Source organism: Specibacter sp. BI4 (assembly GCF_056680095.1).
In genome coordinates this window covers 1827864-1852165 of record NZ_CM155265.1, presented here as the reverse complement: position 1 = coordinate 1852165, position 24302 = coordinate 1827864, and the positions used below count along the sequence as shown (strand labels likewise).

Annotated in this window: 20 protein-coding genes and 1 tRNA gene; 14 read left to right on the top strand and 7 right to left on the bottom strand. The window is 64.5% G+C overall.

The annotated features are described in order from the left end of the window. Window positions 1–4: 4 nt before the first annotated feature. From AC1L6K_RS08525 to AC1L6K_RS08510, 4 genes are all read right to left on the bottom strand, one after another. Entirely contained in the window at window positions 5–841 is an 837-nt protein-coding gene (locus AC1L6K_RS08525; RefSeq protein WP_480952270.1) for an ATP-binding cassette domain-containing protein, read from the bottom strand. Continuing rightward, window positions 838–2691: a dipeptide/oligopeptide/nickel ABC transporter permease/ATP-binding protein gene (locus AC1L6K_RS08520; protein WP_480952269.1), complete on the bottom strand. Its 1854-nt coding sequence runs from the start codon at window positions 2689–2691 to the stop codon at window positions 838–840. The genes AC1L6K_RS08525 and AC1L6K_RS08520 overlap by 4 nt, the downstream gene beginning before the upstream one ends. Further along, window positions 2688–3629 carry an ABC transporter permease gene (locus AC1L6K_RS08515; RefSeq protein ID WP_480952268.1) on the bottom strand — a complete coding sequence of 314 codons (942 nt, stop codon included), beginning with the start codon at window positions 3627–3629 and terminating at the stop codon, window positions 2688–2690. Before AC1L6K_RS08515 ends, AC1L6K_RS08520 begins: the two co-directional genes overlap by 4 nt. A 68-nt stretch (window positions 3630–3697) precedes the next feature. Then, window positions 3698–5239 (bottom strand): ABC transporter substrate-binding protein, encoded by a 1542-nt coding sequence (locus AC1L6K_RS08510; RefSeq protein WP_480952267.1) that lies wholly within the window; start codon window positions 5237–5239, stop codon window positions 3698–3700. Window positions 5240–5401: 162 nt separating this feature from the next. Between AC1L6K_RS08510 and AC1L6K_RS08505 the strand changes: the two genes are divergently transcribed. From AC1L6K_RS08505 to bcp, 3 genes are all read left to right on the top strand, one after another. Beyond that, a complete protein-coding gene (locus tag AC1L6K_RS08505) occupies window positions 5402–6055 on the top strand; it encodes a PadR family transcriptional regulator (protein ID WP_480952266.1) in 654 nt (217 codons plus the stop codon). Continuing rightward, window positions 6052–7638 carry a sulfatase family protein gene (locus AC1L6K_RS08500; RefSeq protein WP_480952265.1) on the top strand — a complete coding sequence of 529 codons (1587 nt, stop codon included), beginning with the start codon at window positions 6052–6054 and terminating at the stop codon, window positions 7636–7638. Before AC1L6K_RS08505 ends, AC1L6K_RS08500 begins: the two co-directional genes overlap by 4 nt. A 204-nt stretch (window positions 7639–7842) precedes the next feature. Then, on the top strand, window positions 7843–8319 hold the full coding sequence (bcp, locus tag AC1L6K_RS08495) for a thioredoxin-dependent thiol peroxidase (protein WP_480952264.1): 477 nt from the start codon (window positions 7843–7845) through the stop codon (window positions 8317–8319). 273 nt (window positions 8320–8592) lie between these two features. Here the strand turns inward: bcp and AC1L6K_RS08490 are convergent. Continuing rightward, window positions 8593–8674, bottom strand: a tRNA-Leu gene (locus tag AC1L6K_RS08490). Window positions 8675–8815: 141 nt separating this feature from the next. Here AC1L6K_RS08490 and AC1L6K_RS08485 point away from each other — a divergent pair. The 5 genes from AC1L6K_RS08485 (at window position 8816) to AC1L6K_RS08465 (ending at window position 17541) form a co-directional block, all read left to right on the top strand. Beyond that, entirely contained in the window at window positions 8816–10501 is a 1686-nt protein-coding gene (locus AC1L6K_RS08485; RefSeq protein ID WP_480952263.1) for an ABC transporter substrate-binding protein, read from the top strand. Between the two features lie 251 nt (window positions 10502–10752). Then, window positions 10753–12252 (top strand): malate:quinone oxidoreductase, encoded by a 1500-nt coding sequence (locus tag AC1L6K_RS08480; protein WP_480952262.1) that lies wholly within the window; start codon window positions 10753–10755, stop codon window positions 12250–12252. Window positions 12253–12305: 53 nt separating this feature from the next. Then, on the top strand, window positions 12306–15674 hold the full coding sequence (locus tag AC1L6K_RS08475) for an efflux RND transporter permease subunit (protein WP_480952261.1): 3369 nt from the start codon (window positions 12306–12308) through the stop codon (window positions 15672–15674). A 279-nt stretch (window positions 15675–15953) separates the two neighbouring features. Continuing rightward, complete coding sequence (locus AC1L6K_RS08470; protein ID WP_480952260.1) at window positions 15954–17087, top strand: CE1758 family FMN-dependent luciferase-like monooxygenase; 1134 nt, start codon at window positions 15954–15956, stop codon at window positions 17085–17087. Between the two features lies 1 nt (window position 17088). Then, window positions 17089–17541, top strand: coding sequence for a MarR family winged helix-turn-helix transcriptional regulator (locus AC1L6K_RS08465; protein ID WP_480952259.1), 453 nt, complete (start codon window positions 17089–17091; stop codon window positions 17539–17541). Here AC1L6K_RS08465 and AC1L6K_RS08460 read toward each other — a convergent pair. Both AC1L6K_RS08460 and AC1L6K_RS08455 read right to left on the bottom strand, forming a co-directional pair. Further along, window positions 17538–18347, bottom strand: a complete 810-nt coding sequence (locus AC1L6K_RS08460) for a hypothetical protein (RefSeq protein ID WP_480952258.1) — start codon at window positions 18345–18347, stop codon at window positions 17538–17540. The two genes, AC1L6K_RS08465 and AC1L6K_RS08460, sit on opposite strands and share 4 nt — an antisense overlap. A gap of 135 nt (window positions 18348–18482) precedes the next feature. Next, window positions 18483–19982, bottom strand: coding sequence for a M20/M25/M40 family metallo-hydrolase (locus AC1L6K_RS08455; protein WP_480952257.1), 1500 nt, complete (start codon window positions 19980–19982; stop codon window positions 18483–18485). 156 nt (window positions 19983–20138) lie between these two features. Here AC1L6K_RS08455 and AC1L6K_RS08450 point away from each other — a divergent pair, with 156 nt between their 5' ends. From AC1L6K_RS08450 to AC1L6K_RS08425, 6 genes are all read left to right on the top strand, one after another. Further along, on the top strand, window positions 20139–20888 hold the full coding sequence (locus tag AC1L6K_RS08450) for an HAD family hydrolase (RefSeq protein WP_480952256.1): 750 nt from the start codon (window positions 20139–20141) through the stop codon (window positions 20886–20888). After that, entirely contained in the window at window positions 20885–21061 is a 177-nt protein-coding gene (locus AC1L6K_RS08445) for a hypothetical protein (protein ID WP_480952836.1), read from the top strand. The genes AC1L6K_RS08450 and AC1L6K_RS08445 overlap by 4 nt, the downstream gene beginning before the upstream one ends. Further along, window positions 21016–21282, top strand: coding sequence for a PhnD/SsuA/transferrin family substrate-binding protein (locus AC1L6K_RS08440; RefSeq protein ID WP_480952717.1), 267 nt, complete (start codon window positions 21016–21018; stop codon window positions 21280–21282). Before AC1L6K_RS08445 ends, AC1L6K_RS08440 begins: the two co-directional genes overlap by 46 nt. Next, a complete protein-coding gene (locus tag AC1L6K_RS08435) occupies window positions 21275–22129 on the top strand; it encodes a MurR/RpiR family transcriptional regulator (RefSeq protein WP_480952255.1) in 855 nt (284 codons plus the stop codon). The genes AC1L6K_RS08440 and AC1L6K_RS08435 overlap by 8 nt, the downstream gene beginning before the upstream one ends. A 530-nt stretch (window positions 22130–22659) precedes the next feature. Further along, complete coding sequence (locus AC1L6K_RS08430) at window positions 22660–23202, top strand: DinB family protein (protein ID WP_480952254.1); 543 nt, start codon at window positions 22660–22662, stop codon at window positions 23200–23202. A gap of 138 nt (window positions 23203–23340) precedes the next feature. Further along, complete coding sequence (locus AC1L6K_RS08425; protein ID WP_480952253.1) at window positions 23341–24204, top strand: fumarylacetoacetate hydrolase family protein; 864 nt, start codon at window positions 23341–23343, stop codon at window positions 24202–24204. Window positions 24205–24302: the final 98 nt, after the last annotated feature.

Sequence of the window (24302 nt, the reverse complement as noted above, 5' to 3'; positions counted from 1 at the left end):
AAGCCTACTTTCCGGCAGCGGCCGCCAGGGCATGCCTGTCCGCCCGCCGCTGCCGCTGCCGCGCCGGGTCCGCCACGGGCGATGCCATCAGCAGCCGGCGGGTGTACGGATGGCCTGGGTCGTCAGTGACCTGCCCGGCGTCGCCAAATTCCACCACGTCGCCGTGGTAAAGCACGCAGACACGGTGGCTCAGATGGCGCACCACCGCCAGGTCGTGGGAGATGAAGAGGTAAGCCACGCCGGTTTGCTCCTGAATTTCCAGGAACAAGTCCAGCACGCGGGCCTGGGTACTCAAGTCCAGGGCCGAAACGGGCTCATCGCACACAATCAGCTTCGGTTCCATGGCCAGGGCCCGGGCGATGGCCACCCGCTGCCGCTGGCCACCGGAGAACTCACGCGGCAACCGGGTTGCGGCGTCGGCCGGCAGCTGCACCCGGTCCAACAGCCCGGCAACCCGGGCCCGGGCCTTGGCACCCGTCATGCCCTGGACGACCAGTGGCTCCGAGAGGATGTCGGCAATGGTCATGGCCGGGTTCAGCGACGTGTAGGGATCCTGGAACACCACCTGGATGTCCTTGCTGACGGCCCTGCGGGCCGCAGGCTTCAAATGGGAGATGTCCTGCCCATCGAAGACAATCTTTCCGCCTGTCACCGGGGCCAGGCCCAGGACGGCGCGCCCGATGGTGGTCTTGCCGGAACCGGACTCCCCCACCAGGCCCACAGTTTCCCCTTCCTTGACGTCAAGGTTGACGCTGTTGAGGACCCGGATCGGGGGCTTGCGCCAGCCGCGGCGGGGGAACTCTGTCACCAGGTTCTGGACGTCCAACAACGGTGCGCTCACAGTGCCGCCTCCTCAAGGGTTGCCGCTTCGTCGGGAAGCAGCCGGGTACGGGGTGTCTTGTTTTCCAGTCCGGAGCCCAGCAGCATGCGCGTGTACGGGTCCTTGGGTGCGGCAAAGAGTTCCTCCACACCGTTTTGTTCCACGATCCGGCCCAGCTTCATGACGGCCACCCTGTCGCACAGGTCGGCGACGACACCAAAGTTGTGGGTGACCAGCACGACCGCCATGCCCTTTTCCTGCTGCAACTCGCGGAGCAGGTCCAGCACCTCGGCCTGCACCGTCACGTCCAGGGCGGTGGTGGGTTCGTCGGCAATCAAGACATCCGGGTCACAGGCCACGGCCCCGGCGATGAGCACACGCTGCGCCATGCCGCCGGATATCTGGTGCGGATAGGAATCGAAGGTGCGCTGCGGGTCCGGGATGCCCACACGCGCCAGCATGGCCAACGCCTTTTCCGTGGCCTCGGCCTTGCCCAGCCCCAGCTGCCGGCGGATCGGCTCAACCAGCTGGAAGCCAATGCGGAACGTCGGGTCCAGGTTGGACATGGGCTCCTGCGGAATGTAGGCCACAGACTTCCCGAGCAGGGCACGCCGCGCTTTCTTCGACAGGGCTGCCACATCCTGCCCGGCAATTTCCACCGTGCCGCCCAGGATGCGCCCGCCCGTGGGCAGCAGCCCCAGGATGGACCACGCGGTTTGGGTTTTGCCCGAGCCGGACTCCCCGACGAGGCCAAGGACCTCACCCTTGCGGACACCAAAGGAGATCCCCTTCACCACGGTGTTGTAGCCGTCCTCGGAGGGGTAGCCCACCTGCAAATTGCGCACCAGCAGCACACTGTCTGCCGGGATCGTCTCATTGCCGGGGACCCCGCCCAACTCGCCGTCTGCGCCCAGGGAGGGTGCGACGTCGTGCTTGGACAGGGAGCGGGCGGAGGCACGGCGGCGCTTTCGGGCCTTGACACCCGGACGGTCTTCGAGTGCGTCGCGGAGGCTGTTGCCGAACAGGATCAGTGCGGCGTTGACCACACCCAGGGCGATGCCGGGCCAGAGCATGAGCCCGGGTGCGATGTAGAGGTTGACCAGTGCTTCGTTGAGCATGGTCCCCCAGGTGGGCACCGTGACGTCACCCAGGCCCAGGAAGTCCAGGCCCGCCTGCACACCAATGACCACGACGCCGGCCAGTGCGGCGTAAATGATGATGGGTGCGCGGATCGCGACCAGGACGTGGCGGCCCAGGATGCGGGTCAGGGTCAGCCCCGACACGCGGGCGGCGTCAACGTAGAGTTCGTTGCGGATGCCGCTGACAATGGCACGGACGAGGCGGTGGAACCCCGGCGCCATGAGGATGCCGAACACGCTCATGCTCAGCCACACATTGCTGCCCCAGGCCGCGCGCACGGCCAGCAGAATCATGATGTTGGGCAGGGCAATGATCAAGTTGCTGACCCAGTCCACGCTGGAGTCGAGCTTGCCGCCGAAGTAGCCGGCGAACAGGCCTGTGGTGACGCCGATGGCTGCTGCGATGACGAGGGCCAGGGCCGCGCCGCCGAGCGTGATGCGGCCGCCGTAGACGATGCGGGCAAAGACGTCGCGGCCGGCACTGTCGGTGCCCAGCCAATGTTCGGCGCCAGGCGGCAGCAGGGCCATGCTGATGTCGCCGGCGTTGGGATCAAAAGGCGTCAGCAGCGGAGCCAGGATGACGGCCAGGACCACCAACACCAAGACGCCCAGGGAGATGGCCGCCATGGGCGAACCGGCGATGCGCCGCCACAGGCTCTGGCGGCGTGCCGCATCACTCTTGTCCGGCTGCGGCACTGCTGTTGCTGGTGCTTGTTTGGAGTCGGGGCTCATGACAACCGCACTTTCGGGTTGAGCCAGCCATTGACCAGGTCAATGACAAGGTTGACGATGACAACGATGACAACGGAGATCACGACGGCACCAACGACGATGGGGATGTCACCGACGCCGGTGGCGTCCACGGCGATGCTGCCAAGGCCTGGTAGGGCGAAGACGCGTTCAATCATGACCGCCCCTGACATGAGCGCAATGAAGTTCAGTGACAGGACCGTCAATGTGGGCGGGGCTGCGTTGCGGATGACGTGGCGGAACAGGATGCTGGATTCGGACAGGCCGCGGCTGCGCAGGGTGCGCACATAGTCCATTTCCAGGACCGCGATGGTGGCGCTGCGGACCTGTTGGGAGAGCCCTGCGACGGCCCCGATGGCCAGCGAGAAGACCGGCAGCAGCAGGCTTTGCATCCAGCCCAAGGGTGATTCGCCAAAGGTGATGTAGCCGGTGGCGGGAACGAGCCCCCATTCAATGGAGACCTTGACAACCATGACCAGCGCCAGCCAAAAGCCGGGAAAGACCAGCCCGGCGATCGAGACCAGCTGCAGGACGCGGTCAAGCCAGCCGCGGTACACGGCGGCGGCCACACCCATCACCAGCGAGATCAGGGTGGAGACGACCACCGTGCCCACGGCGATGGACAAGGTGACCGGGACGCGGCTGGCCAGCAGGTAGCCCACGGATTCGGCGTTGAACCAGGACTGGCCCAGGTCGCCCTGGACGGCACGGCCGAGCCACTGCAGGTATTGGACGACGAGCGGGGTGTCCAGGCCAAGCTCGGCCTGCTTGGCGGCGAGCTGCTCCAGGGACGCCTGGTCACCGAGGATGTTGCGGGCCACATGGCCGCTGTTGGCGAGCATGAGCGCAAAAACGATGAACGAGGCACAGGCAACGAGCACAAGCCCTGCGCCGATCCTGCGGCTGATATAGGAAATCACTGCTGAATCCTTGGGAACGGGGCGTGGGGCGGAATGTCCGCCCCACGCCGGGAGGTGGCTAATACGGTTTACTTGGCCGGTTCGAAGTTGTAGATCGAAGGCACCGGCTGACCGTTCTGCACCGTCACCGTCACGTTCTTGGAGATGAAGTACGGCTGGTCGATCCGGTACCAGGGCGAGAACCAGGCGTTGTCCACCAGGTACTTGTTCAGCTCCTGCTGCTTGGCGGTGGACTCCTCGCCGTTGCTGGCCAGGATGCCGTCCAACAACGTCGTGGTTTCCGGGGTGCTGGACTTGAACACGTTCCACGGAGCCGACTCCGTCACCATGCCGCTGATGGCGGACCAGGCCACAACAGGCTGGCCAAAGGCCGTGAATGCCGCAGAGTAGGTCCCGGACTGCTGTTCGGCCTGGTACTGCGCCGTGGGAATATCGACCCAGTCAACCGTGATGCCGACCTTGGCCAGCTGGTCCTTGATGGCTGGCGCCAGGGCCGGGTCCATGTCCGAGGAGGTGGGCATCTTCAATGTGAAGCCGCCTTCCAGGCCGGCCTCCTTCAGCAGCGACTTGGCCTTGTCGACGTCGTAGTCATAGGCGTTGTCCAGCTCCGCAACGTAGGCGTCCGACGCCGTGCCGAAGACCTGGCTGGTGACCTTGCCAAGGCCCTGGGCCACATTCTTCAGGATGGCTTCCTTGTCAATGGCGTAGTTGATGGCCTGACGGACCTCCACCTTGGCGAGTTCCGGCGTCAGCGTGCCAGCACGGTCAAACAAGCTCAGGCCCTGCCAGTCGCCAGATACCATCTTGACCTCAACGCCAGCGGATTCGGCCGCCTTGACGGTCTTGGCCGTGGCAATCATGCCATCGGCCTGTCCCGAGCGGACGGCGTTGAAGCGGGCGTTTTCATCCTTGATGGGTTTGATGACGATCTTTTCAAACTTCTGCAGGTCCTTGTCCCAGTAATCCTTGTTCTGCACAAAGGTGTACTGCGACCCCGGGGTGGTGGCCGCACGGTCAAGCTCGTAGGGGCCGGAGCCGACGGGCTGGGTGTCCACGGTGGGGCTGTCGAAATTGGCCGGTGACTGAATGTAGCCGCTGGGCCCACCCAGGGCGTAAACCAGTGCCGGGTCCGGCTGGGAGAGGTTCAGTTTCACCGTGACGGCGTCAACGGCGTCAACACTTTCGACGGCGGCGAGCGCACCGGCCAGGGGTCCGCCGGTGGTCTTGAAGCGGTCCAGGTTCCCCTTGACTGCTTCCGCGGTGACCTTCGCCCCGTCCGTGAAGGTGACACCTTCACGGAGTGTCAGCGTCAGGGATTTGCCGTCCTCGGCCGTCTCCCACTTGGTGGCAAGCATGGGCACCGGCTCACCGTCGCTGTTGCGGCGGATCAAGGTGTCGAACACCGGCTGGAAGTACTGCACAAACTGGGCTTCACGGGACATGGCCGGATCCATGGACTGCGGCTCAACGCCAGAGGCCAGGGTCAAGGTGGTGACCGTCTTGCCGCCGCCGTCCTCCCCGGCAGTGTTGGCACCGCCACAGCCGGACAGAAAAATGGCGGCGGTGGCGGCGAGTGCCAGGGCCCGGTACATCCGTTTTGGTGCCTTCACGAAAACTCCCTTGTTTTGGATCCACGCTTGGTGACGATTGCTGTCGTCAATCTGTCGACTATGTATTTTGATCAATACTTTTCCCGCATTCACTGCATCTCTTTGCGGTGAGTATACAAGTTGGCTATGATTCTAATCATATAGTCGGAGGAGAGGCAAGCAGTGCTAAACAAACTTGAATGCATTATCTTGGGCCATCTGGTGCGCACGCCCATGGCCGGTTACGACCTGCACAAGTGGCTGCAGCAGGAAGGTCCCTTCTTTGGCTACAGCCCACAGCCGTCCCAGATCTACCGGCAACTGACAAAGTGTCTGGAGAAGGGGTGGGTGGACTTGATCATCGACCAGCACCGCTCCGGCCCCGACGCCAAGGTCTACCGCCTGACACCGGCCGGGATTGCCACCTTCCGCGATTGGGCGCTGTCACCCTATGAGCCCACTGTGCGGCCCCTGGACTCTGACTTCCAGATGCGCTTCCTGCTCACGGGCGTGCTGGGCCCCGATGTGGCGCTGCGGCTGCTTACCACGGAACTGGCCTACCGCCGCAAGCAGCAGCGGGAGAAGGCCTACAGTGACGACATCGATCCGGCGAGCACCGCGTTTGCGATTGACCCGTTGTGGCACCGCGAGCTGGTGCGGCTGGGCCGCGAGCGTTCCTACCTGCTGGGCACCACCTACCTGACGTGGCTGGAAATGACGCACTCCCGACTCACCGAACAACTCGGCGAATTTCAGGGTTCCGGGACAGCCGTCGACGGGCAGGATCAAGACGTGCAGGACGCAAATGCCCAGGACCAGGACGTGACGAGCGCGTGAAGATCATCTACGTGGACGTGGACACCCTGCGCCCAGACCACACCGGACCCTACGGCTACCAACGCCCCATCACCCCCAACCTCGACGCCTTTGCCCGGGACGCCGCCCGGTTCGAGAGCTATTACGCTTCCGACTCCCCCTGCATGCCCTCCCGCACCGCCCTGACAAGCGGCCAGTTTGGCATCACCAACGGCGTGATCGGCCACCACGGCGAGGCCGCCCGCTTCAGGGCCGACGCCGGACACGGCCTGGTCACGGGCCGTCCCCTCCTCGGGCAGCACCTGGGAGCCCACGGATACCTGACGGCAGCCGTCTCGTCCTTTGCCGAACGCCACCGGGCCTGGTACTTCCTGGGCAACTTCAGGGAAAGCATCCGCGCCACCCCCGATGTTGGCGACGAGCCGGCAGACATTGTCACAGACACGGCACTGGAATGGATCGGGCGCCACCAGGACACCGACGACTGGTACCTGCACCTGACGTACTGGGATCCACACATGGACTACCTCCAGACCAAGGAATGGACCGACAAGGCCGCCGCCTCCGGGCCGGCACCGGCATGGCCCGACCAGGCTGCCATCGACAGCCATGCGGAGATCTACGGGCCCCGTTCCGCCCTGGATTTCATGTATTCCGACGGCCTGTTTGAACGGCGGGTGCCGCACAACTTCCCACAACAGATCCGCACCCGCGCCGATTATGAGCAGCTCATCAACGGCTATGACGGTGCCATCCACTTCTGGGACAGCGAATTTGGCCGCCTGCTCGACGGCCTCCAGGCCATGGGCATGACCGACGACGTCGCCATTGTGGTCAGTGCAGACCATGGCGAGGCCTTTGGCGAGCAGGGCTCCTACGCTGAGCACGGGCTGGCCAGCGAGCCAACCCACCACCTGCCACTGCTGGTCAAATGGCCGGGACTCACGGAAGGTGCCGGCTCCGGGCCCGGCTGCGACGCGCTGCTGTACAACATTGACTACGCACCGACGATCTGCGATCTGTTGGACCTGCCCATCCCCGAAAAATGGCAGGGCGAATCCTTTGCCGACGCCGTCCGGGGACTGCCGATTGCCTCCCGCGACTACCTTGTCCTGGGCCATGGCGCCCACACCTACCAGCGGGCCGTGCGCACCCGCGACCACCTCTACATCCGCACCTACCACCCGGGCGCGTTCCGGGCGGAATGGGAATCCCTGTTCAATGTCACGGAGGATCCGTATCTGACCCGCAACCTGCTGGATGAGGAGCCGGAGCTCGTGGACCGGATGCGCTCGAAGCTGGCCGTTTGGTGGAACACCTACGCCGGGATGCCCGGATCCCTGCCCGATCCCATGCAGACAACGCTGCAAAACGGGCCAGCCCTGTACAACGACCCGGTCCTCTACATGGAGCACCTGCGCCGAACCGGTCGCGCCCACCTGGCCGACGATCTCCACCAGCGGCTGAATCCCGGCACGGGTTCGGTTGCTGTCTCCTGGCAGGCACCTGTTGACCCGGAGAATTCCGGGCGCAACAACGGCCCGGCCATCAGTCCTGTCTATCCCAGCACCCGGGCGGAGCTGTTTGCCGGGACGTCCGGCTGATGCGCAGCCCGCACAACCACGCACGACGGCGCCGCCGGTCACCCACGGGGGTGCCCGGCGTCGTGCTTCTGGTGCAGGTGCTGGTGCAGTGAGCCTGAGCAAATGAGCACTCCCGGCGGCGAACCATTAGGCTGGGGCGAGTGCCCAAAACGACCACCCCGGGCACGCCTGCGGGCGTTGGCGGGGTGACCACAGGAGTCTTTCATGAGCGAACGTCTTGTCCCCGGCGATGCCGCCCCCGCCTTCACACTGACCAACAGCGCCGGCGGCACAACATCACTTGCCGACTATGCCGGCCGACAGCTGATCTTGTTTTTCTACCCGGCGGCCATGACCCCCGGCTGTACCAAACAGGCCTGCGACTTCCGTGACAGCCTGGCCTCGCTGGAGTCGGCCGGCTATCAGGTGCTCGGAATTTCACCCGACCCCGTGGCCAAGCTGGAGAAGTTTGTGGCCCGCGACGCGCTGACCTACCCGTTGCTTAGCGACGCGGACCATGCTGTGGCCCTGGCGTACGCGGCGTGGGGCGAAAAGAAGAACTACGGCAAAACCTACGAGGGCTTGATCCGGTCCACGATCGTCGTTGGCGCCGACGGCAACGTTGAGCTGGCCCAATACAACGTGCGCGCCACCGGCCACGTCGCCAAGCTGCGCCGCGACCTGAAGGTCGACGCCGCCTAGCGGACGGCCCCGCCGCAGGGGCCTGGCGGGCAGTCGCGGGGCGGCAATGGTCATTCGCCGACAGTACGGACACATTGGCCAGCCGCGGGGGCTGTTGCGGTGATTCGATCATGGCCGGCCACCCTCGAATGACCGCAACAGCCCCCGGCCGATAATGATGTGCCCTCCCGGGGCGAAGTCACGCAGGCGCGTTCGCACCCCGGCCCTGAAACCGCCAACGCTCCCGGGCAAGACAGGCCCCGCCAACTCTCGTTGGCGGGGCCTGTTATTGTGTGCGCAAGAGGGGACTTGAACCCCTACGCCCGAAGGCACAGGTACCTAAAACCTGCGTGTCTACCAATTCCACCACTCGCGCCGGTGCATTGAAGCATGAATAATACTACCGGCTTGCCCGGGTGCTTGCGACCACCCGGGCCGCGGTACAGGGGGAGCCCACAGAATCTCCCACTATGATGAGTGGCTGATGCAATGTCCGTGCTGCAAGGAGAACTAAAACGTGCCACGCCCTGCCGGCCCGCTGCGAAAGGCGCTCCGGCGCGCGGTGGCCCTGACCGCCGTCGTCCTTCTTGCAGCAACTGCGTGCACAGCGCCCCCTGCCCCCGGCCCGGGCACCAGCGCCCCGGCCACGGTGCAGGCCCCCTCCGCCACCTTCAACTTCGGCACCGGCGCCGACCCGCTGGGCTTTGACCCGGCGCTGGTCTCGGACACGGAGTCGTACAGGGTGACCCGGCAGGTGCTCCAGGGGCTGGTGACGATCGACCCCGTGACGGGTGCCCCGGCGCCCAGCCTGGCCACCAGCTGGAAAGAGCTCAACGGCGGCCTCGACTACAGCTTCACGCTGCGCCCGGATGTGAAGTTCCATGACGGCACGGCCTTTGACGCCGAAGCCGTGTGCGCCAACTTTGACCGTTGGTACGCGTTGACGCCCGCCACCCGGGGAGACGGCACCTCGTCGATGTTCAAGCAGGTGTTCCGTGCCTTCTCCGACGATGCGGACAACTCGCTGTACGAAAGCTGCACGGTTGACGGACCGCTGGAGGTTACGCTGGGCCTGAAAATGCGACTCACCGGATTCCTGCAGGCGCTCACGCTGCCCGCCTTCGCCATCTCCTCCCCTACGGCGCTAAAGTCCGGCACAGCCGACATCCTGGACAAGACATTCTCCGCCAGCAAGGTTTCCAGCTATGGGCTGCACCCGGTGGGAACCGGACCCTTCGTCTTTGCCTCGGCCACCCCCGGCGCTGTCACCATGACGGCAAATCCACAGTACTGGGGCGACAAGGGCGAGATCGCCACCTTGAACTTCAAGACCTTCGAACAGCCGGAAACCCGGTTGGCGGCGCTGGAAGACGGCTCCATTGACGGCTTCGACCCGGTCACGCCCAGCAACTTTGACAAACTCATCAAGGGCGGCAAGCAGGTCCTGCAGCGCGACCCCTTCTCCGTCATGTACCTGGGCATCAACCAAAAGGTCCCGGTCCTGGCCGACCAAAAAGTGCGCCAATCCATCGCAGCGGCCATCGACAAGGCCACCCTGGCCAGCAGCTACTTCATTGCCGGCACGGCAACCACCGCCCAGTTCATCCCACCCAAGCTCAGCGGCTTCAACAACGCCGTTGAAGGGATTCCCTACGACCCGCAAAAGGCCAAGGACCTGCTGGCCGCCTCCAATTACAAGGGCGAAGAACTGAAGTTCTACTACCCCACCAACACCTCCAGGACCTATCTGCCGTCACCGGAAAAGGTCTACGCCCAGATTGCCACCGAGCTCACGGCGGCCGGCTTCAACATCAAGCCCGTGCCCGTCCCGTGGAACGACGGCTACCTCGACGCCGTCACCAACGACACCGACCATGCGCTGAGCCTGCTCGGCTGGAACGGCAGTTACGCCGACCCCGACAACTTCGTGGGACCGCTCTTCGGCTCACAGACTGACGAACTGGGCATGGACGATCCGCAATTGGTCTCCAAGATCACACGGGCACGCGGCCTGCCCAACGGGCCGGAGCGGACAGCCGCCTACGAAGCCATCAGCAAGCAGCTGGCCGCCACGGTCCCGGCAGTGCCGATCGCCTTCCCCATCTCGGCCATCGCACTCTCGGACAAGGTCGCCTCCTACCCGCTCAGCCCCGTACTCAACGAGGTTTTCAACCATGTAAAGCTGGTCCCGGCAACCGGCTAGGTGGCCCGACGCACCGACAGGAGTCCCGCCGCTGGCGCGCCCTGGCAGCGAGCGGTCGCCGCTTTGACGTCGGGAACGGGACCCCGCCGTGCCGGAACCAGGCCCCGGCGGGAGTCCGGCAGGGCACAGTCCGGAGCAAATCCGGCGTCGTCCGGGGAATTGCGGGGCTCCGCACGAGCCCTTGATTTACGCTTCCAGCGCCTGCCGCGATACGCTTCTAGCGCTAGGAAGAGCCTCTACCGGAGTTGACTGTGACCTTCATTTCGAACACCAAAGACGCTGACGTTGTCCTCATCGGAGGCGGCATCATGAGCGCCACGCTGGGCACCATGCTCAAGCAACTCGAACCAAACTGGAAGATCGTGCTGTTTGAACAGCTCGACACGCCAGGATTGGAATCCTCCAGCCCGTGGAACAATGCCGGCACCGGCCACTCCGCGCTCTGCGAGCTGAACTACTCGCCCATGGGCAAGGACGGCACCGTCAACCCGGCGAAGGCCATCCACATCAACGAGCAGTTCCAGCTCTCACGCCAGTTCTGGGCACACCTGGTGGATGAATCGCTGATCGGCTCCCCCAAGGGCTTCATCAACACCGTCCCGCACATGAGCTTTGTCATCGGCGAGGCGCACCGGACGTTCCTGAAGGCCCGGCACGAGGCGCTGAAGGCAAACCCCGTCTTTGCCTCCATGGAGTACAGCGAAGACCCGGCGACCATCGCCAAGTGGGCCCCGCTGGTCATGAAGGGCCGCGACCCGCAGGAGAAGGTTTCCGCCACGCGCGCCGCCGAGGGCACCGACGTCGACTTCGGCTCCCTGACCCGTGAACTGATCGGCTACATGGGCAATAACGGCGTCGAAGTGAACTATGGCACGACAGTCACCGACCTTGCCCGCACCTCCGACGGCGGCTGGGATGTTTCGCTCAAGCACCCGACGTCGGGCGAGCGAGGACGGATCAAGTCCAAGTTCGTGTTCATCGGCAGCGGCGGCGGTGCCCTGCACCTGCTCCAAAAGTCGGGCATTCCCGAGGGCAAGGGCTTCGGCGGGTTCCCCGTCTCCGGCCAGTTCTTCCGCTGCACCGATGAAACGATCGCCTCCAAGCACAGCGCCAAGGTCTACGGCCAGGCCTCCGTCGGCGCCCCGCCCATGTCTGTCCCGCACCTTGACACCCGCTACGTTGGCGGCAAGCGCTCGCTGCTGTTCGGCCCGTACGGCGGCTTCTCCACCAAGTACCTCAAGACTGGAAGCTACATGGACCTGCCCGGTTCCATCCGCCCGGGCAACATCATCCCCATGCTCGCTGTGGGCAAGGACAACCTCGACCTGGTGAAGTACCTTGTCAGCGAGGTCACCAAGTCCCGCGCCGGCAAGGTGGAGGCCCTCCACGAGTACTTCCCCGAAGCCGACGGCGGCGACTGGGAGCTCATCACGGCAGGCCAGCGTGTGCAGATCATCAAGAAGGATGCCAAGAAGGGCGGCGTGCTGCAGTTCGGCACCGAGGTCATCACGGCAGCCGACGGCACCATCTCCGCACTGCTGGGCGCCTCCCCCGGAGCGTCCACGGCCGTGCCGATTATGCTGGAGCTGTTGCAGCGTTGCTTCCCACGCAAGTTCAAGCTCGAGTGGCAGGATTCGCTGCGCGGCATGATGCCAACGTATGGCACGAAGCTGAACGACGATGCGGAACTTTTTGAAAAGAGCCTGGCCGCCACGGCAGCTTCTTTGCAGTTGAAGTCGGACATAGCCTAAAGTTCCCACGCATGGCTGGATGGGGACCGGCGTAAGGCAGTGGGAGTTCTTTGATGTTCAATTTGGCCAAAATGTCGCTGGGCAACCGGGCACTGATCGCCTTGATCACCATCTTTGCGATGGTCTTCGGAGTCATCACGCTCGGCTCGCTCAAGCAGGAGCTCATCCCCAGCATCGAGTTCCCGCAGATCACGGTGGTCTCGGCCATGCCGGGCGCCTCCCCGGCCGTCGTCGACAAACAGGTCAGTGAACCGCTTGAGGCTGCGCTGAACGCGGTGGAGGGGCTGGAATCCAGCACCTCCACCTCGCGCAGCGGCGTCTCCACCATCAATCTGGCCTTCACCTACGGCACCAATTTGGACCGTGCCCGCAACCAAATTGACCGGGCCATCTCCAATGTCAGCCAGCGCCTGCCCGACGGGGTTCAGCCGCAGCCCATTGCCGGCAGCATCGCGGACTTCCCCATCGTGTTCCTGGCCGTGTCCTCCGACCAGGACCTTGCCGCGCTGAACACGGACCTGGCGCGCATCGCAGTTCCCAAGCTCCTGAAGATCGACGGCGTCCGCAGCGCCGATGTGACAGGCGCCAACTCCCAGCACATCGAGATCCTACCGGACCCGGCCAAGATGGCTGCCGCCGGGGTGAATCCCGGCGACATCGCCAAGGCCCTCGCCAACAACGGCGCCCTCGTTCCCGTGGGTTCGCTGAGCACCGACGGCACCACCTTGTCCATCCAAGCAGGCAGCCCGGTTGACTCCCTTGACGCCGTCGAGGCGCTGCCGCTGGCAGCCTCGTCCGGCGCAGTTGCTCCCACGATTGCCTCTGTTGCCGCCGTCTCCCTGGCCGATGACCCCACCACCTCGATCACGCGCACCAACGGCAAGGCCACGCTGGCGCTGTCCATCACCAAGAAGCCGGCCGCCGACACCGTCTCGCTCTCGCAGCAGGTCGCCGACGTCCTGCCGGAAATCACGGCGTCCCTGGGCCACAACACCAAGTTCACCACTGTCCTGGACCAGGCCCCCTTCATTGAAAAGTCGATCCACGACCTCACGGTGGAGGGCCTGCTGGGACTGGGGTTCGCCGTCGTCGTCATCCTGCTGTTCCTGATGTCGGTGCGCTCAACGCTCGTCACTGCCATCTCGATCCCGCTGTCCCTGCTGGTGACGTTCATCGGGCTGTGGGCCACAGGATATTCGCTGAACATCCTCACGTTGGGCGCGCTCACCATTGCCATTGGGCGCGTGGTGGACGACTCCATTGTGGTGATCGAGAACATCAAGCGGCACCTCAGCTACGGCGAGGACAAGAAGACAGCCATCCTCGCCGCCATTCGCGAGGTGGCGGCGGCCATCACGGCCTCGACGCTGACCACGGTGGCCGTGTTCCTGCCGATCGCCTTTGTGGGCAGCCTGGCCGGGGAGCTGTTCCGCCCCTTCGCGCTCACCGTGACGTTCGCGCTGCTGGCCTCACTGCTCGTGTCGCTGACGATCGTGCCGGTGCTGGCGTACTGGTTCCTGAAGTCGACGGCTGCCGGTGCTGCTGGTTCGGAGGGTTCTGCGCGCGCAGTCGGCGCAGGTGGGGCCTTCAGTGCGAACACTGCGGCGGACGACGGCGGCACCGGCCTGCGCGGGAAGGCGCTGCTGAGCGCCGTGGAAGAGAAGGAGCGCGCTTCCTGGCTGCAGCGCGGCTACCTGCCAATCCTCGCCAAAACGCAAAAACACCCCGTGGTGACGTTGCTTGCCGGCGGCATCGTGCTGGCGGCAACGCTGGCCATGACCCCGCTGCTGCCCACCAACCTGCTGGGCGACACCGGCCAGAACAGCCTGAGCATCCAGCAGGACATGCCGGCCGGCACCAGCCTCGAGGTGACCAACGAGGCCGCAAAAAAAGTTGAATCCGCACTGACCGGCATTGATGGTGTCACGGACGTCCAGGTCACTGTTGGCAACGGCTCCGGAGGTTTCTCAGCCTTGCTGTCCTCGGGTGCATCCAGCGCCCAGTTCCAGGTCATCACCGATCCGGAAGCCGACCAGGTGAAGCTGCAGGACACTGTCCGCACGGCCGTTGACGGCCTCAAGGATGCAGGCGAGATCAGCCTCGGCTCCCAGGGCGGCGGCTTCGGCACCTCAAACACCGTGGACATCACCGTCAAGGCGGCCACCGGCGAAGAACTGCAGCAGGCAAGCGACGACCTGGTGAAGGCCATGGCGGACGTCCCCGGCGCACAGTCGGCGGAAAGCAACCTCAGCGGCGCCCAGCCGGTGGTCCAGGTGAGCGTTGACAGGGCCAAGGCCGTGGCCGCGGGCCTCGACGAAGAACAAATCACGGGCTTGTTGGCCGCCACTGTCAGTCCCGTCCCCGGCGGGACGGTGCGCATCGACACCACGGACTACAAGGTCCAGATCGGCCTTGGCACCAAGTTTGATTCCGTTGCAGCCCTGGCCGCAGCCAGGATTCCCACGGCGGCCGGGCCGGTGCCGCTGTCACAGGTGGCGAGCGTGGAGGAAGTCCAGACGCCGCTGACGATCACCTCCTCCAACGGACAACGCACGGCGACCGTCTCGGTGACGCCCGAAGGCGACGCCCTCGGGTCCCTGAGTGCCGAGGTGCAAAAGCGCCTGGATTCCACCACCCTGCCCGCCGGCACCATCGCCACGATTGGCGGGGCGGCCACCCAGCAGGCGGAGTCGTTCCAGCAGCTTGGACTGGCCATGCTGGCGGCCATTGCCATCGTTTATGTGATCATGGTGGCCACCTTCAAGTCGCTGATCCAGCCGTTGATCCTGCTGGTGTCCATCCCCTTCGCCGCCACGGGCGCCATTGGCCTGCTGCTCATCACGGGCATCCCGCTCGGTTTGCCCTCCCTGATCGGCATGTTGATGCTGGTGGGCATCGTGGTCACCAATGCCATCGTGCTCATTGACCTGATCAATCAATACCGGCAGCCCTCAGGAGACAGGCCCGCCATGAACGTCGCCGACGCCATCGAGCACGGGGCACGCCAGCGTCTCCGCCCCATCCTGATGACGGCGCTTGCCACCATTTTTGCGCTGACACCCATGGCCCTGGGGCTCACGGGTGGCGGCGGGTTCATCTCCCAGCCTCTGGCCATCGTGGTGGTGGGCGGCCTGGTGTCCTCGACCGCGCTGACCTTGATCCTCGTTCCCGTCCTCTACCGCCTGGTCGAAGGCCGCAAGGAACGCCACGACCTCATCAAGGCGCTCAAGGTCGTCCACTCCCCCGGATCAGGCGGTGCGAAAACAGGCGGCTCAGCTTCCCGCAGCGGCACAGCAGCCGGGACAGCAGATTCGCCCGACGAGTCCACGACCTCCACGCCCGCGAAGCCGGCAGCTGATTTTGAGGACTGGACCACAGGCGCGATCCCGAAGGTCCGCGGCCGCCGCGCCGCCACCGACTGACCCGCCCCATTCGAGTTGGCACTTATTGGACGAGTTGCTGTGACGGCAGTCGTTGTGAGGTCAGATGCCGAGACGGCATTTACCGTGACAGTCGATGTGAGATGCGTAACAAAGACTTGAAGAGCATCCCAGTGCCCGCAGGCAACACGGCCGGGGATTTGCCCATGCCGGCCCGCCTGCCCCTCGCCCGGGAACATTTTGGCGCTCCTCCGGGTTGAGCCATATAATAGATACAAACGCATATATCTCACGGTGTTTCCGTGGGCTGAGGAGCAAAAAATGCAGTTCGGAATTTTCAGTGTTGGCGACATCACCATGGACCCCACCACCGGCCGCACCCCCACCGAACACGAGCGGATCAAGGCCATCACCACCATCGCCAAGCACGCCGAGGACATTGGCATGGATGTGTTTGCCACGGGCGAGCACCACAACCCGCCGTTCTACCCCAGCTCCCCCTCAACGATCCTGGCCTACATCGCGGCGCAGACTGAGAAGATCATCCTCTCCACGTCCACCACGCTGATCACCACGAACGACCCGGTCAAGATCGCCGAGGACTTCGCCACCCTCCAGCACCTGGCTGACGGCCGCTCGGACATCGTCCTTGGCCGCGGCAACATGGGCGCCGTCTACCCCTGGTTCGGCAAGAACAACCAGGACTCCGTAGAGCTGACGGTGGAAAACTACGCCCTCCTGCGCCGCCTGTGGGATGAGGAAGTGGTGAACTGGGAAGGCAAGTTCCGCACGCCACTGCGCGGCTTCACCTCCACACCCCGCCCGCTCGACGGCGTTGCCCCCTTTGTCTGGCACGGCGCCATCCGCACCCCCCAGGTTGCCGAGATTGCCGCCTACTACGGCGACGGCTTCTTCGCCAACAACATCTTCTGGCCCAAGGAACATTACATCCAGCTGATCAACCTCTACCGCGAGCGCTACGCACACTACGGCCACGGCACCCCGGAGCAGGCAATCGTGGGCCTGGGCGGCCAGTTCTTCATCCGCAAGAACTCACAGGACGCCGTCAATGAATTCCGGCCGTACTTCGACAACGCCCCCGTGTACGGCCACGGCCCTTCCATGGAGGACTTCACCTCGCAGACCCCGCTGACAGTGGGCAGCCCGGCGGAAATGATCGAAAAGACGCTGGCCTTCCGCGACTACTTCGGCGACTACCAGCGCCAGCTGTTCCTCGTTGACCACGCAGGCCTGCCGCTGAAGACAGTGCTGGAGCAGCTGGACCTGTTCGGTTCGGACGTCCTGCCCACACTCCGCGAGGAGTTTGCCAAGAACCGCCCTGCCTCCGTCCCCGAGGGGCCCACCTTCGAAGCCCGCCGTGCCGCAGCCCAGGCCGCTGCCGCCGTCGAACAGGCAACCGCCGGCACGACCGGCGCCACGGCAGGGGTGAACTGACATGTCAGCCGCAGAACACCGCAGGCTGGCCACCGATTCGTGGGAATCGCTGCTGCGTTCCCAGGTGACCATGATGCGTGAACTTCAAAAGGAACCCCTTTTCAAGGCACTGGGCGGCCGCGAGTATGACGTCCTGTTCAGCTTGTCGAGCTGTCCCACCGGCTGGCTGCGCCTGAACGAGCTCAACGACTATGTCCTGCTGACCCAACCGAGCATCTCGCGCATGGTGGACAGGCTGGAGGCCCGCGGGCTGATCCAGCGCCGGACCCCGGACGACGACAGGCGCGGGGTGCTGATTGGTTTGACCGAGGCCGGCGCTGCCCTGCAAAAAAAGGTTGGCCGGGCGCATGTCCAGCACATCATGGAACTCATGGAAGTTGCCCTGTCCGACGATGAGATGCACACACTGCTGGAGCTGACCGGCAAGCTGCGCGCCTCGGTGGCGGCCCGCTAGCCGAGCGCCTGCAGCGAGGTGACCATTTTTTGGATGTTTTGGTACTCGCTGGAGAGCATGTAGGCCTGCGCGTCAGCGATGGTGGCGAAGGCGCGCAGCCCGGGTGACCCGTCGGCGGCGCTGGTGAATTGGAGCACGTCACCAAACATGTAAATGCCGAGCTTTTCCGAGGTCACTGTGTTGTACACGAGGCAGGCCTTGCCGTCGGGCCCGGCCGAATGGTCGGTGATTCCATACGAGGCAAAGTGGTGGGTGGCGCCCTTGATGACGCGGTAAACATAGCGCGGTTCCACGGCTGTCGGGGCGTCATTGTTCGAGGGGATGGTCATGGGAATGCTGGCCAGCACCGTGTAGGGCCGGCTGGAATCCGGTTGGCAGGCGCCGCCCAGGCCCGTGATGTGGGTGTTGAGCGTGGCCATGACCCTCGCCTGCGGGTCCCGCACCTCGAGGCGCAGCGCACCGGCGCTGGGCGGCCCAAGCACCTGAACAGTCCACTCCTGCGGCAGTTCGAAACTCACGGTTTTGCCCGGGTCCGTGTAGATCTTCCACTGCTTGGCAACGGCTTCGGCCATGGGGCTGGCACTGGGGCCGCCGGTGCCGGCGTCCGACGGCGACGGCGCAGCCGTGGAGGTTGCGCCCTGTTCCGGGGTGGTTGCGCTGCTTGACGGGGCTGCTGGTTCCGGGGACGCGTCCGGCACGCCGAGGGAGATGCCGCAGCCGGCCAGTGCCAGCGACGCTGCCAGGATCCCCGCGGTGGCAAAGCGCCCCACCATGTTGGCTGGGCGCCGCTGCGCGTGCGTCTTCATGCCCCTGCCCTCCGAACCGCCGTACCAGCTGGCTCCACTAGTGCCTGATACTTGTAGTTGCCATGCTAACCCCGGCCGCAGCTGGTACAGCGCCGCCGGGCTGGGGACACGCCATGGCGTGTGGCAATCAGAGAATCAGTTCAGGCCCTGCAGCAGTTCGCGGTAAAAGACGACGCCGGTGCCAAGTGAGCTGATGCGCACGCGCTCATTGACGGCGTGCAGGCTGGCCCGGTCGCCGGCATCCATCAGCAGCGGCGAGAAGCGGTAGACGGCGGGGCAAATCTTCGTGAAATGTCGTGCGTCGGTCGCCCCTGTCTGAATGTATGGTGTCACCACGGCGTCCGGGTAGGACTGCGCCACGGCACGGGCCAGCAAGGCAAACTGTTCGTTGTCGAAGGCGGAAACGGGCGAGGGGTTGTGGCCCGACCGCACCGTCAGTTCCACGGCGGGGTCGTCGATGATGCTGCGCACATGTTCCACCACCGAGTCCACGCTCTCCCCCACCGCGATGCGAACGTTGGCGTTGGCGCGTGCTGTGGACGCCAGCACATTCGAAGCCTTGCTGCCCTCCAACAACGTGACAGCCACGGTGGTGCGGGTCAGTGCGCGTGTTTCATCGCCGACGAGGCCAAAAACCTGCGCCAGCAGTGCCTTGAACGCCCACATGTTCTCTGTCACGAGCCGCACGGCAAAGCCGCTGTTCACGCCGATCCGGCGCATCATCTCCGCCACGGGCCCGGGCATCGACGCCGGAAACGGTGTCTCCTCCAGCGCAACTATGGCCTGGGCCAGCCGAGCCGTGGCACCCATGCGCGGCGGCGTCGAAGCGTGCCCGCCGGCACCGCGGGTGAGCAGTTCCAGGTCCAGGCTGCCTTTTTCGGCCACGCCGATGACAGCTGCCGGCACTTTGAGGCCCGGGAACGCGTCCAGGGCAACGGCGCCACCCTCGTCGAGCACCAGCCACGGCCTCACACCCCGGCCGGCCAGCAGCGCGACCGCGGCGGCAGCACTGTCGCCGGCCGTCTCCTCGTTGTTGCCAAAGGAGAGATACAGGTCGTGCTCCGGGGCAAACCCCTCCTGCAGCAACGACTCAATGGCGCTCATGATGGCCACAAGGGCGCCCTTGTCATCCAGTGCACCCCGGCCCCAGACGTAGCCACCTTCCTGGTGGCCGGAAAAGCCGGGGTGCGTCCAATTGTCACGCCTGTCAACGGGGACGACGTCGTAGTGCGCCATCAGCACCGTCGGCCGGGCCGCAGGGTTCAACCCCGCGCCGGCCCACTTGAACAACATCGCGTGGCCGTTGACGAACTCGCGGCCCAACACAGCATGCACACCCGGGTACAACCGTTCCAGCGCCTCGATGAAGCCGGTGAACTGCTCAAGCTCTATCTGGTCCCGGGCGCTGGAAAACACCGTGCGGAAGGCAATCAGCTCGCTAAGCCGGTCGGCGGCCGGCTGTGCATGGTCGGCGCCGAGGCCGGCGGTGCCCTTGTCGGGCACCGCGCTGCTTGCACCCGCCACCGGTCCCGCCCGGAAGGCCCGCGCCCCCATGACCGCCGCGGCCCCGGCGGCACCCACAGTCAAGGCTGCTGCCACGGCCCGATTAATCGGTTTGCCCAATCCTCTACCCATGAACCGGATTCTATGCCACCACCCTTGTGTTTGGCTCGGCGTGGTGCCCGGCGGCGCCGAAAGTAAACACGGCATGAACAGTTGTTCCATGAATCAGATTTTCATGGACACAGTGTTCACGATCACGTATGCTGTCTTTTTGCGAGCAAAACGACGTTGACCAAACTGGCTGCAGAACAATCCCTCCCCCTGCTGATTCTTGATTTTGACGGCACCGTCTGCCTTGGTGACGGCCCGGTGCTGGCCTACGCCGACGCTGCCGCTGAACAGATCAGCGAACCCGGGCGACAGGCGCTCCGGGACGGACTGGCCGAATTCCTGGCCGAAGACCCCAACGCACCCGCCTACAAGGACGGCTACGCGGCCGTGGCGGCCCTTGCCGAAGGACTTGTTGATGCCGACGGACTCAGCCACGCCTACGCACAGAGCCGCCAGCGGCTCGCCGCCGGCACAGTTGAAATCAGTGCACCGGACGGATTGGCGGACTTCCTGGACAGCCTCGCCGGTGTCGTCTTCCGGGTTTTGCTGACGAACGCCCCAATGGTCGGCGTACCGGAGTCTCTGGCCGCCCTGGGCCTGGCAGGTTCCATTGACCTGGTCATCCCCGAAGCCGGCAAACCGGCCGGCTTCGCCGAACTCCTGCCCATCCTGCTGGCAAACAAGGCCCCGCATGAGTTGCTCAGCGTGGGCGACGTGTGGAGCAACGACATTGAGCTGCCGGCACGCCATGGCTGTGCGACAGCCTTCATTGACCGGTTCGAGCACCGCAGCGGAGCGTCCACACTGAGCTCCCCGCGGTTTGAACTGCTGTATGACGCAATATCCAGCTGGGCCCGCAATCCAGCTGCCCTTGTCTCCACCCATCCCAGCACGTCCACTCCCCCTTCAGAAAAGGCACCGCTGTGAACAAGCTCCGTTTCAAACTCGCAGCCCTGAGTGCATTGGCACTGGCCGGCACCCTTGCACTTACCTCCTGCGGCGTCAGCCAGGACGCGGCAGACTCCGCCGCAGGCGGGGCGGACCAGGCCGCGACCTGCACCGGCAGCAGCGACGCCGCAGCCGCCGCACCCACCAGCTGACCCTTGCACTGGTCCCGTCCGGTGATGCCAAGAAGCTGGTTGACACCGTCAAGCCGCTCGAAGAGGCGCTGAGCAGCCGGTTGGGCATTCCCGTCACCGGCGTCATTACCGCCGACTACCAGGCAGCCGTCGAGGCCATCGGCGCCAACCAGTCCCAGATCGGCATGCTCCCGTCCCTCATGATTGAAGAACCAGACAGTGAAGGAGCAACCGGTGCTTGAGCACGCCCCCGGCCAAATTGTGGCCCACATCCGTCCGTCCCGCCCGTCCCTGCTGCCTGCCGAACAAGCCGTGGCGTCAGTGTTTTTGGCGCACTCCCAACAAATAGTGGAGTTGTCGTCGCAGCAGGTGGCCGAGCTGGCAGGAGCATCCAGGGCCACCGTGGTGCGCACCTGCCAAAGTCTGGGATACACCGGCTACCAGCAGCTGCGGGTGCTGCTCGCCCGCGACGCCGGGTATGCCAGCACGGACCAGCGCCCCAAGGTGGTGGGCGCGGCCGGCATGGTGGCTGACGCTTTTGTACAGGTGGGCAACGCTGTGACCTCCATGGCTGCCCTCCTTGACCCGACGGCGGTAACGGGCGCCGTGCAGGCCATCGCCGCTGCCGGACGCATGCTGGTGGTGGGCAACGGGCTTTCGGCCCCGTTGGCGGCGGACATGGCTGCCCGGCTGAGCGCCATCGGCCGGCCGGCCGAGTCGCCCTTGGATGTGATTGGCCAGCAGATCGCCGCACGGTTGCTTGCGCCCTCGGACGTGCTGTTGATCATGAGCGGCAGCGGCGCCAACAGCTCGACCCTGCGTGTGGCGAAGGCGGCCGCTGACGCCCGCGCCACTCTCGTGGTCATCACGGCGTTTGCACGTTCCCCCTTGGCCGCCATGGCGGACTTCTCCCTGGTTGTGGGAATGGGGGACCTGAGCTTTCGCGAAGAAGTCACAGTCACCAGCAGAATCCCGCAAACCATTCTCATGGAAGGTCTCATTGCGGCCCTGACGGAGGAGCTAGGCGCGAAGGCGGTGGCCGCCAAAGCACTGGCTTTGGAGATCATCAGCGGAAATCTGGACGAATAGCACTCTCGGCCAGGAGTGTGGGATCGCTCGGTGGATATCACGAATGGATCGCCCTAAACTGCGACGATCTTCTGCCCACGATCACTCAGGTTCCCTGTTTCGTGTCACTTTCCTGCAGACTGTTTGCCGTTAATGAAGATGACGGCGGTCTGTTCCAGATGAGACGACTACAGCATCTGGGGTTGTCTGGTATTGGCGAAGACTGTCCCAGCGGTTGAACGAGACCAATCCATCGGCAGGACCTTTCCACTCCTGCCCGTGAAGGAGAATCTCATCCCGCAAGGACAAACGGCGTTCACCCCACGTCGTTCAAGAGTGTCCGGTTACCGTTCGGTTTGCGGGAGACCGTTCCGAAGTCGATGTGACGCACCCCTTTTAGGGACGGATGTCGGGCACTCATGGGCAAATAACGACTGGTGGCCGCGTCCCCTTCAATTCAAATCCGATGCCGCACAATTCTCAAAGACCCGGGTCTTGACAGCGTCAGCCATGCACATTTCCTCGGCGCAAGACCGTGCTAACCTCAGCCCATGACCGATCTGAATGCGATTCCCGATGAGACAAAAGACTGGTCAATCGTGACCGAAGAAGGCTGCGCCGAATGCGGCTACACACCTCATCCTGGTCAGGATACTGGGAACCATCTTAGGCATACTGCCCTGGCTTGGCGCGAAACGCTCGGTGATCCCAGTGCCCCGCAGAGACCTGCGCCTCAGGTCTGGTCGCCGCTCGAATATGCGGCTCACGCTCGCGATATGTGCAGGCTTGCATGCGAGCGAGTCGACCTCATGCTGACGGAAACCGCGCCCACCTTTTCAAACTGGGATCAGGACGAACAAGCTGTTATCAACGACTACTTAAACTCTGACAGACTTGCCGTCGCCACGGATCTTGATCGTCAGCTGGAATTCGCTGCACGTACCTTTGAGGCAGTTCCGGCTGGCAGCTGGAATCGTTCAGGGCTCCGCGGCGACGGTAAAATATTCACAGTGGAATCGTTTGCCTCCTTCGTCCTCCACGAAGTCGAACACCACCTTCAAGACGCCCAGCAAGGTCTACGTCAAAGCAGTTAAAGGTGCTGAATTCCGGCAGCACCAGCAGTTTTAAGGATTCGTCCCGTAATTCATTCGTTCGCCACTTCTTAAGTGGCCGTCGTACCGTCCGGTAAAGCCTCTCCAAAACGAGAACTTACGAGGAGGTAGGATGTCCTCATGACCAATGCGACCTACCGCCTAGCCCGAGTCCGCCCCCTGCAAGCTGAACAGGCGGGCGCCGACGCAGCAGACGCCGTCCAGCCGCCGTTGCCCGAACAGTTCTTTGTGCGCAACGATGCCGCGGATTTCAACAGTCCCGAGGGTCGTATCTGGACGCTTGTTCAAACCCCGTTCCCGGCGTCCCGCGGCAACCAAAACAGTGACTCCCGCGGCGGCTGGACCCTTGACGCAACCGTCACGGAAGACCAGTTCACGTTCCTGGCACCCTGCGCGCCCGTCAACGTGTTCGGGATGGCCCACAACACCGGCGCCCCCGGCCGCGCACTCCCCCCGCAGGCGTTCCACAAGGCCGCCAGCTCGATCGTGGGCCCCGGCGACGCCATCGAACTGAGCCCGACAGTGGGTTACGTCGACCCCGAGGCCGAGCTGACAATCGTCATTGGCCGCCCTGCCCGGAACCTGACCCTGGCGAACGCACGCGGCGCCATTTTGGGCTTCACCATCGGCAACGACGTCTCGGCCCGCGACGCACAAAAAAGCGACGAACTGTGGATCAGCGCGAAGAGCCCGGACACGTTCACACCCCTGGGCCCGTGGATTGTTGTTGGCCTGGCGGACGACGGCGTGGCCATCAGCATTGTGCACAACGGCACCGAACTTGCCCCGGCCACAAGCAACGACCTGGGCTGGGGCGTCGACGAGATCCTGGTGTACCTGAGCAGCTTCATGACCCTGCAGCCCGGCGACGTCATCCTCACGGGTTTCCCGGCGGAATGCCGCCAGCTCACCCCGGGCGACGAGGTCATCTGCCGCGTGGGCGGCATTGGCGAGCTGCGCAACCCTGTCATCGCCGGGAACTGAGCGAGCGTCGAGGAAAACACCCCCTTTACTGCAGGAGCGTCTGGGTAGTGGGGGTTCACAGGCAACGTACTTGGCACTATTTGGGTGTTAACACACGC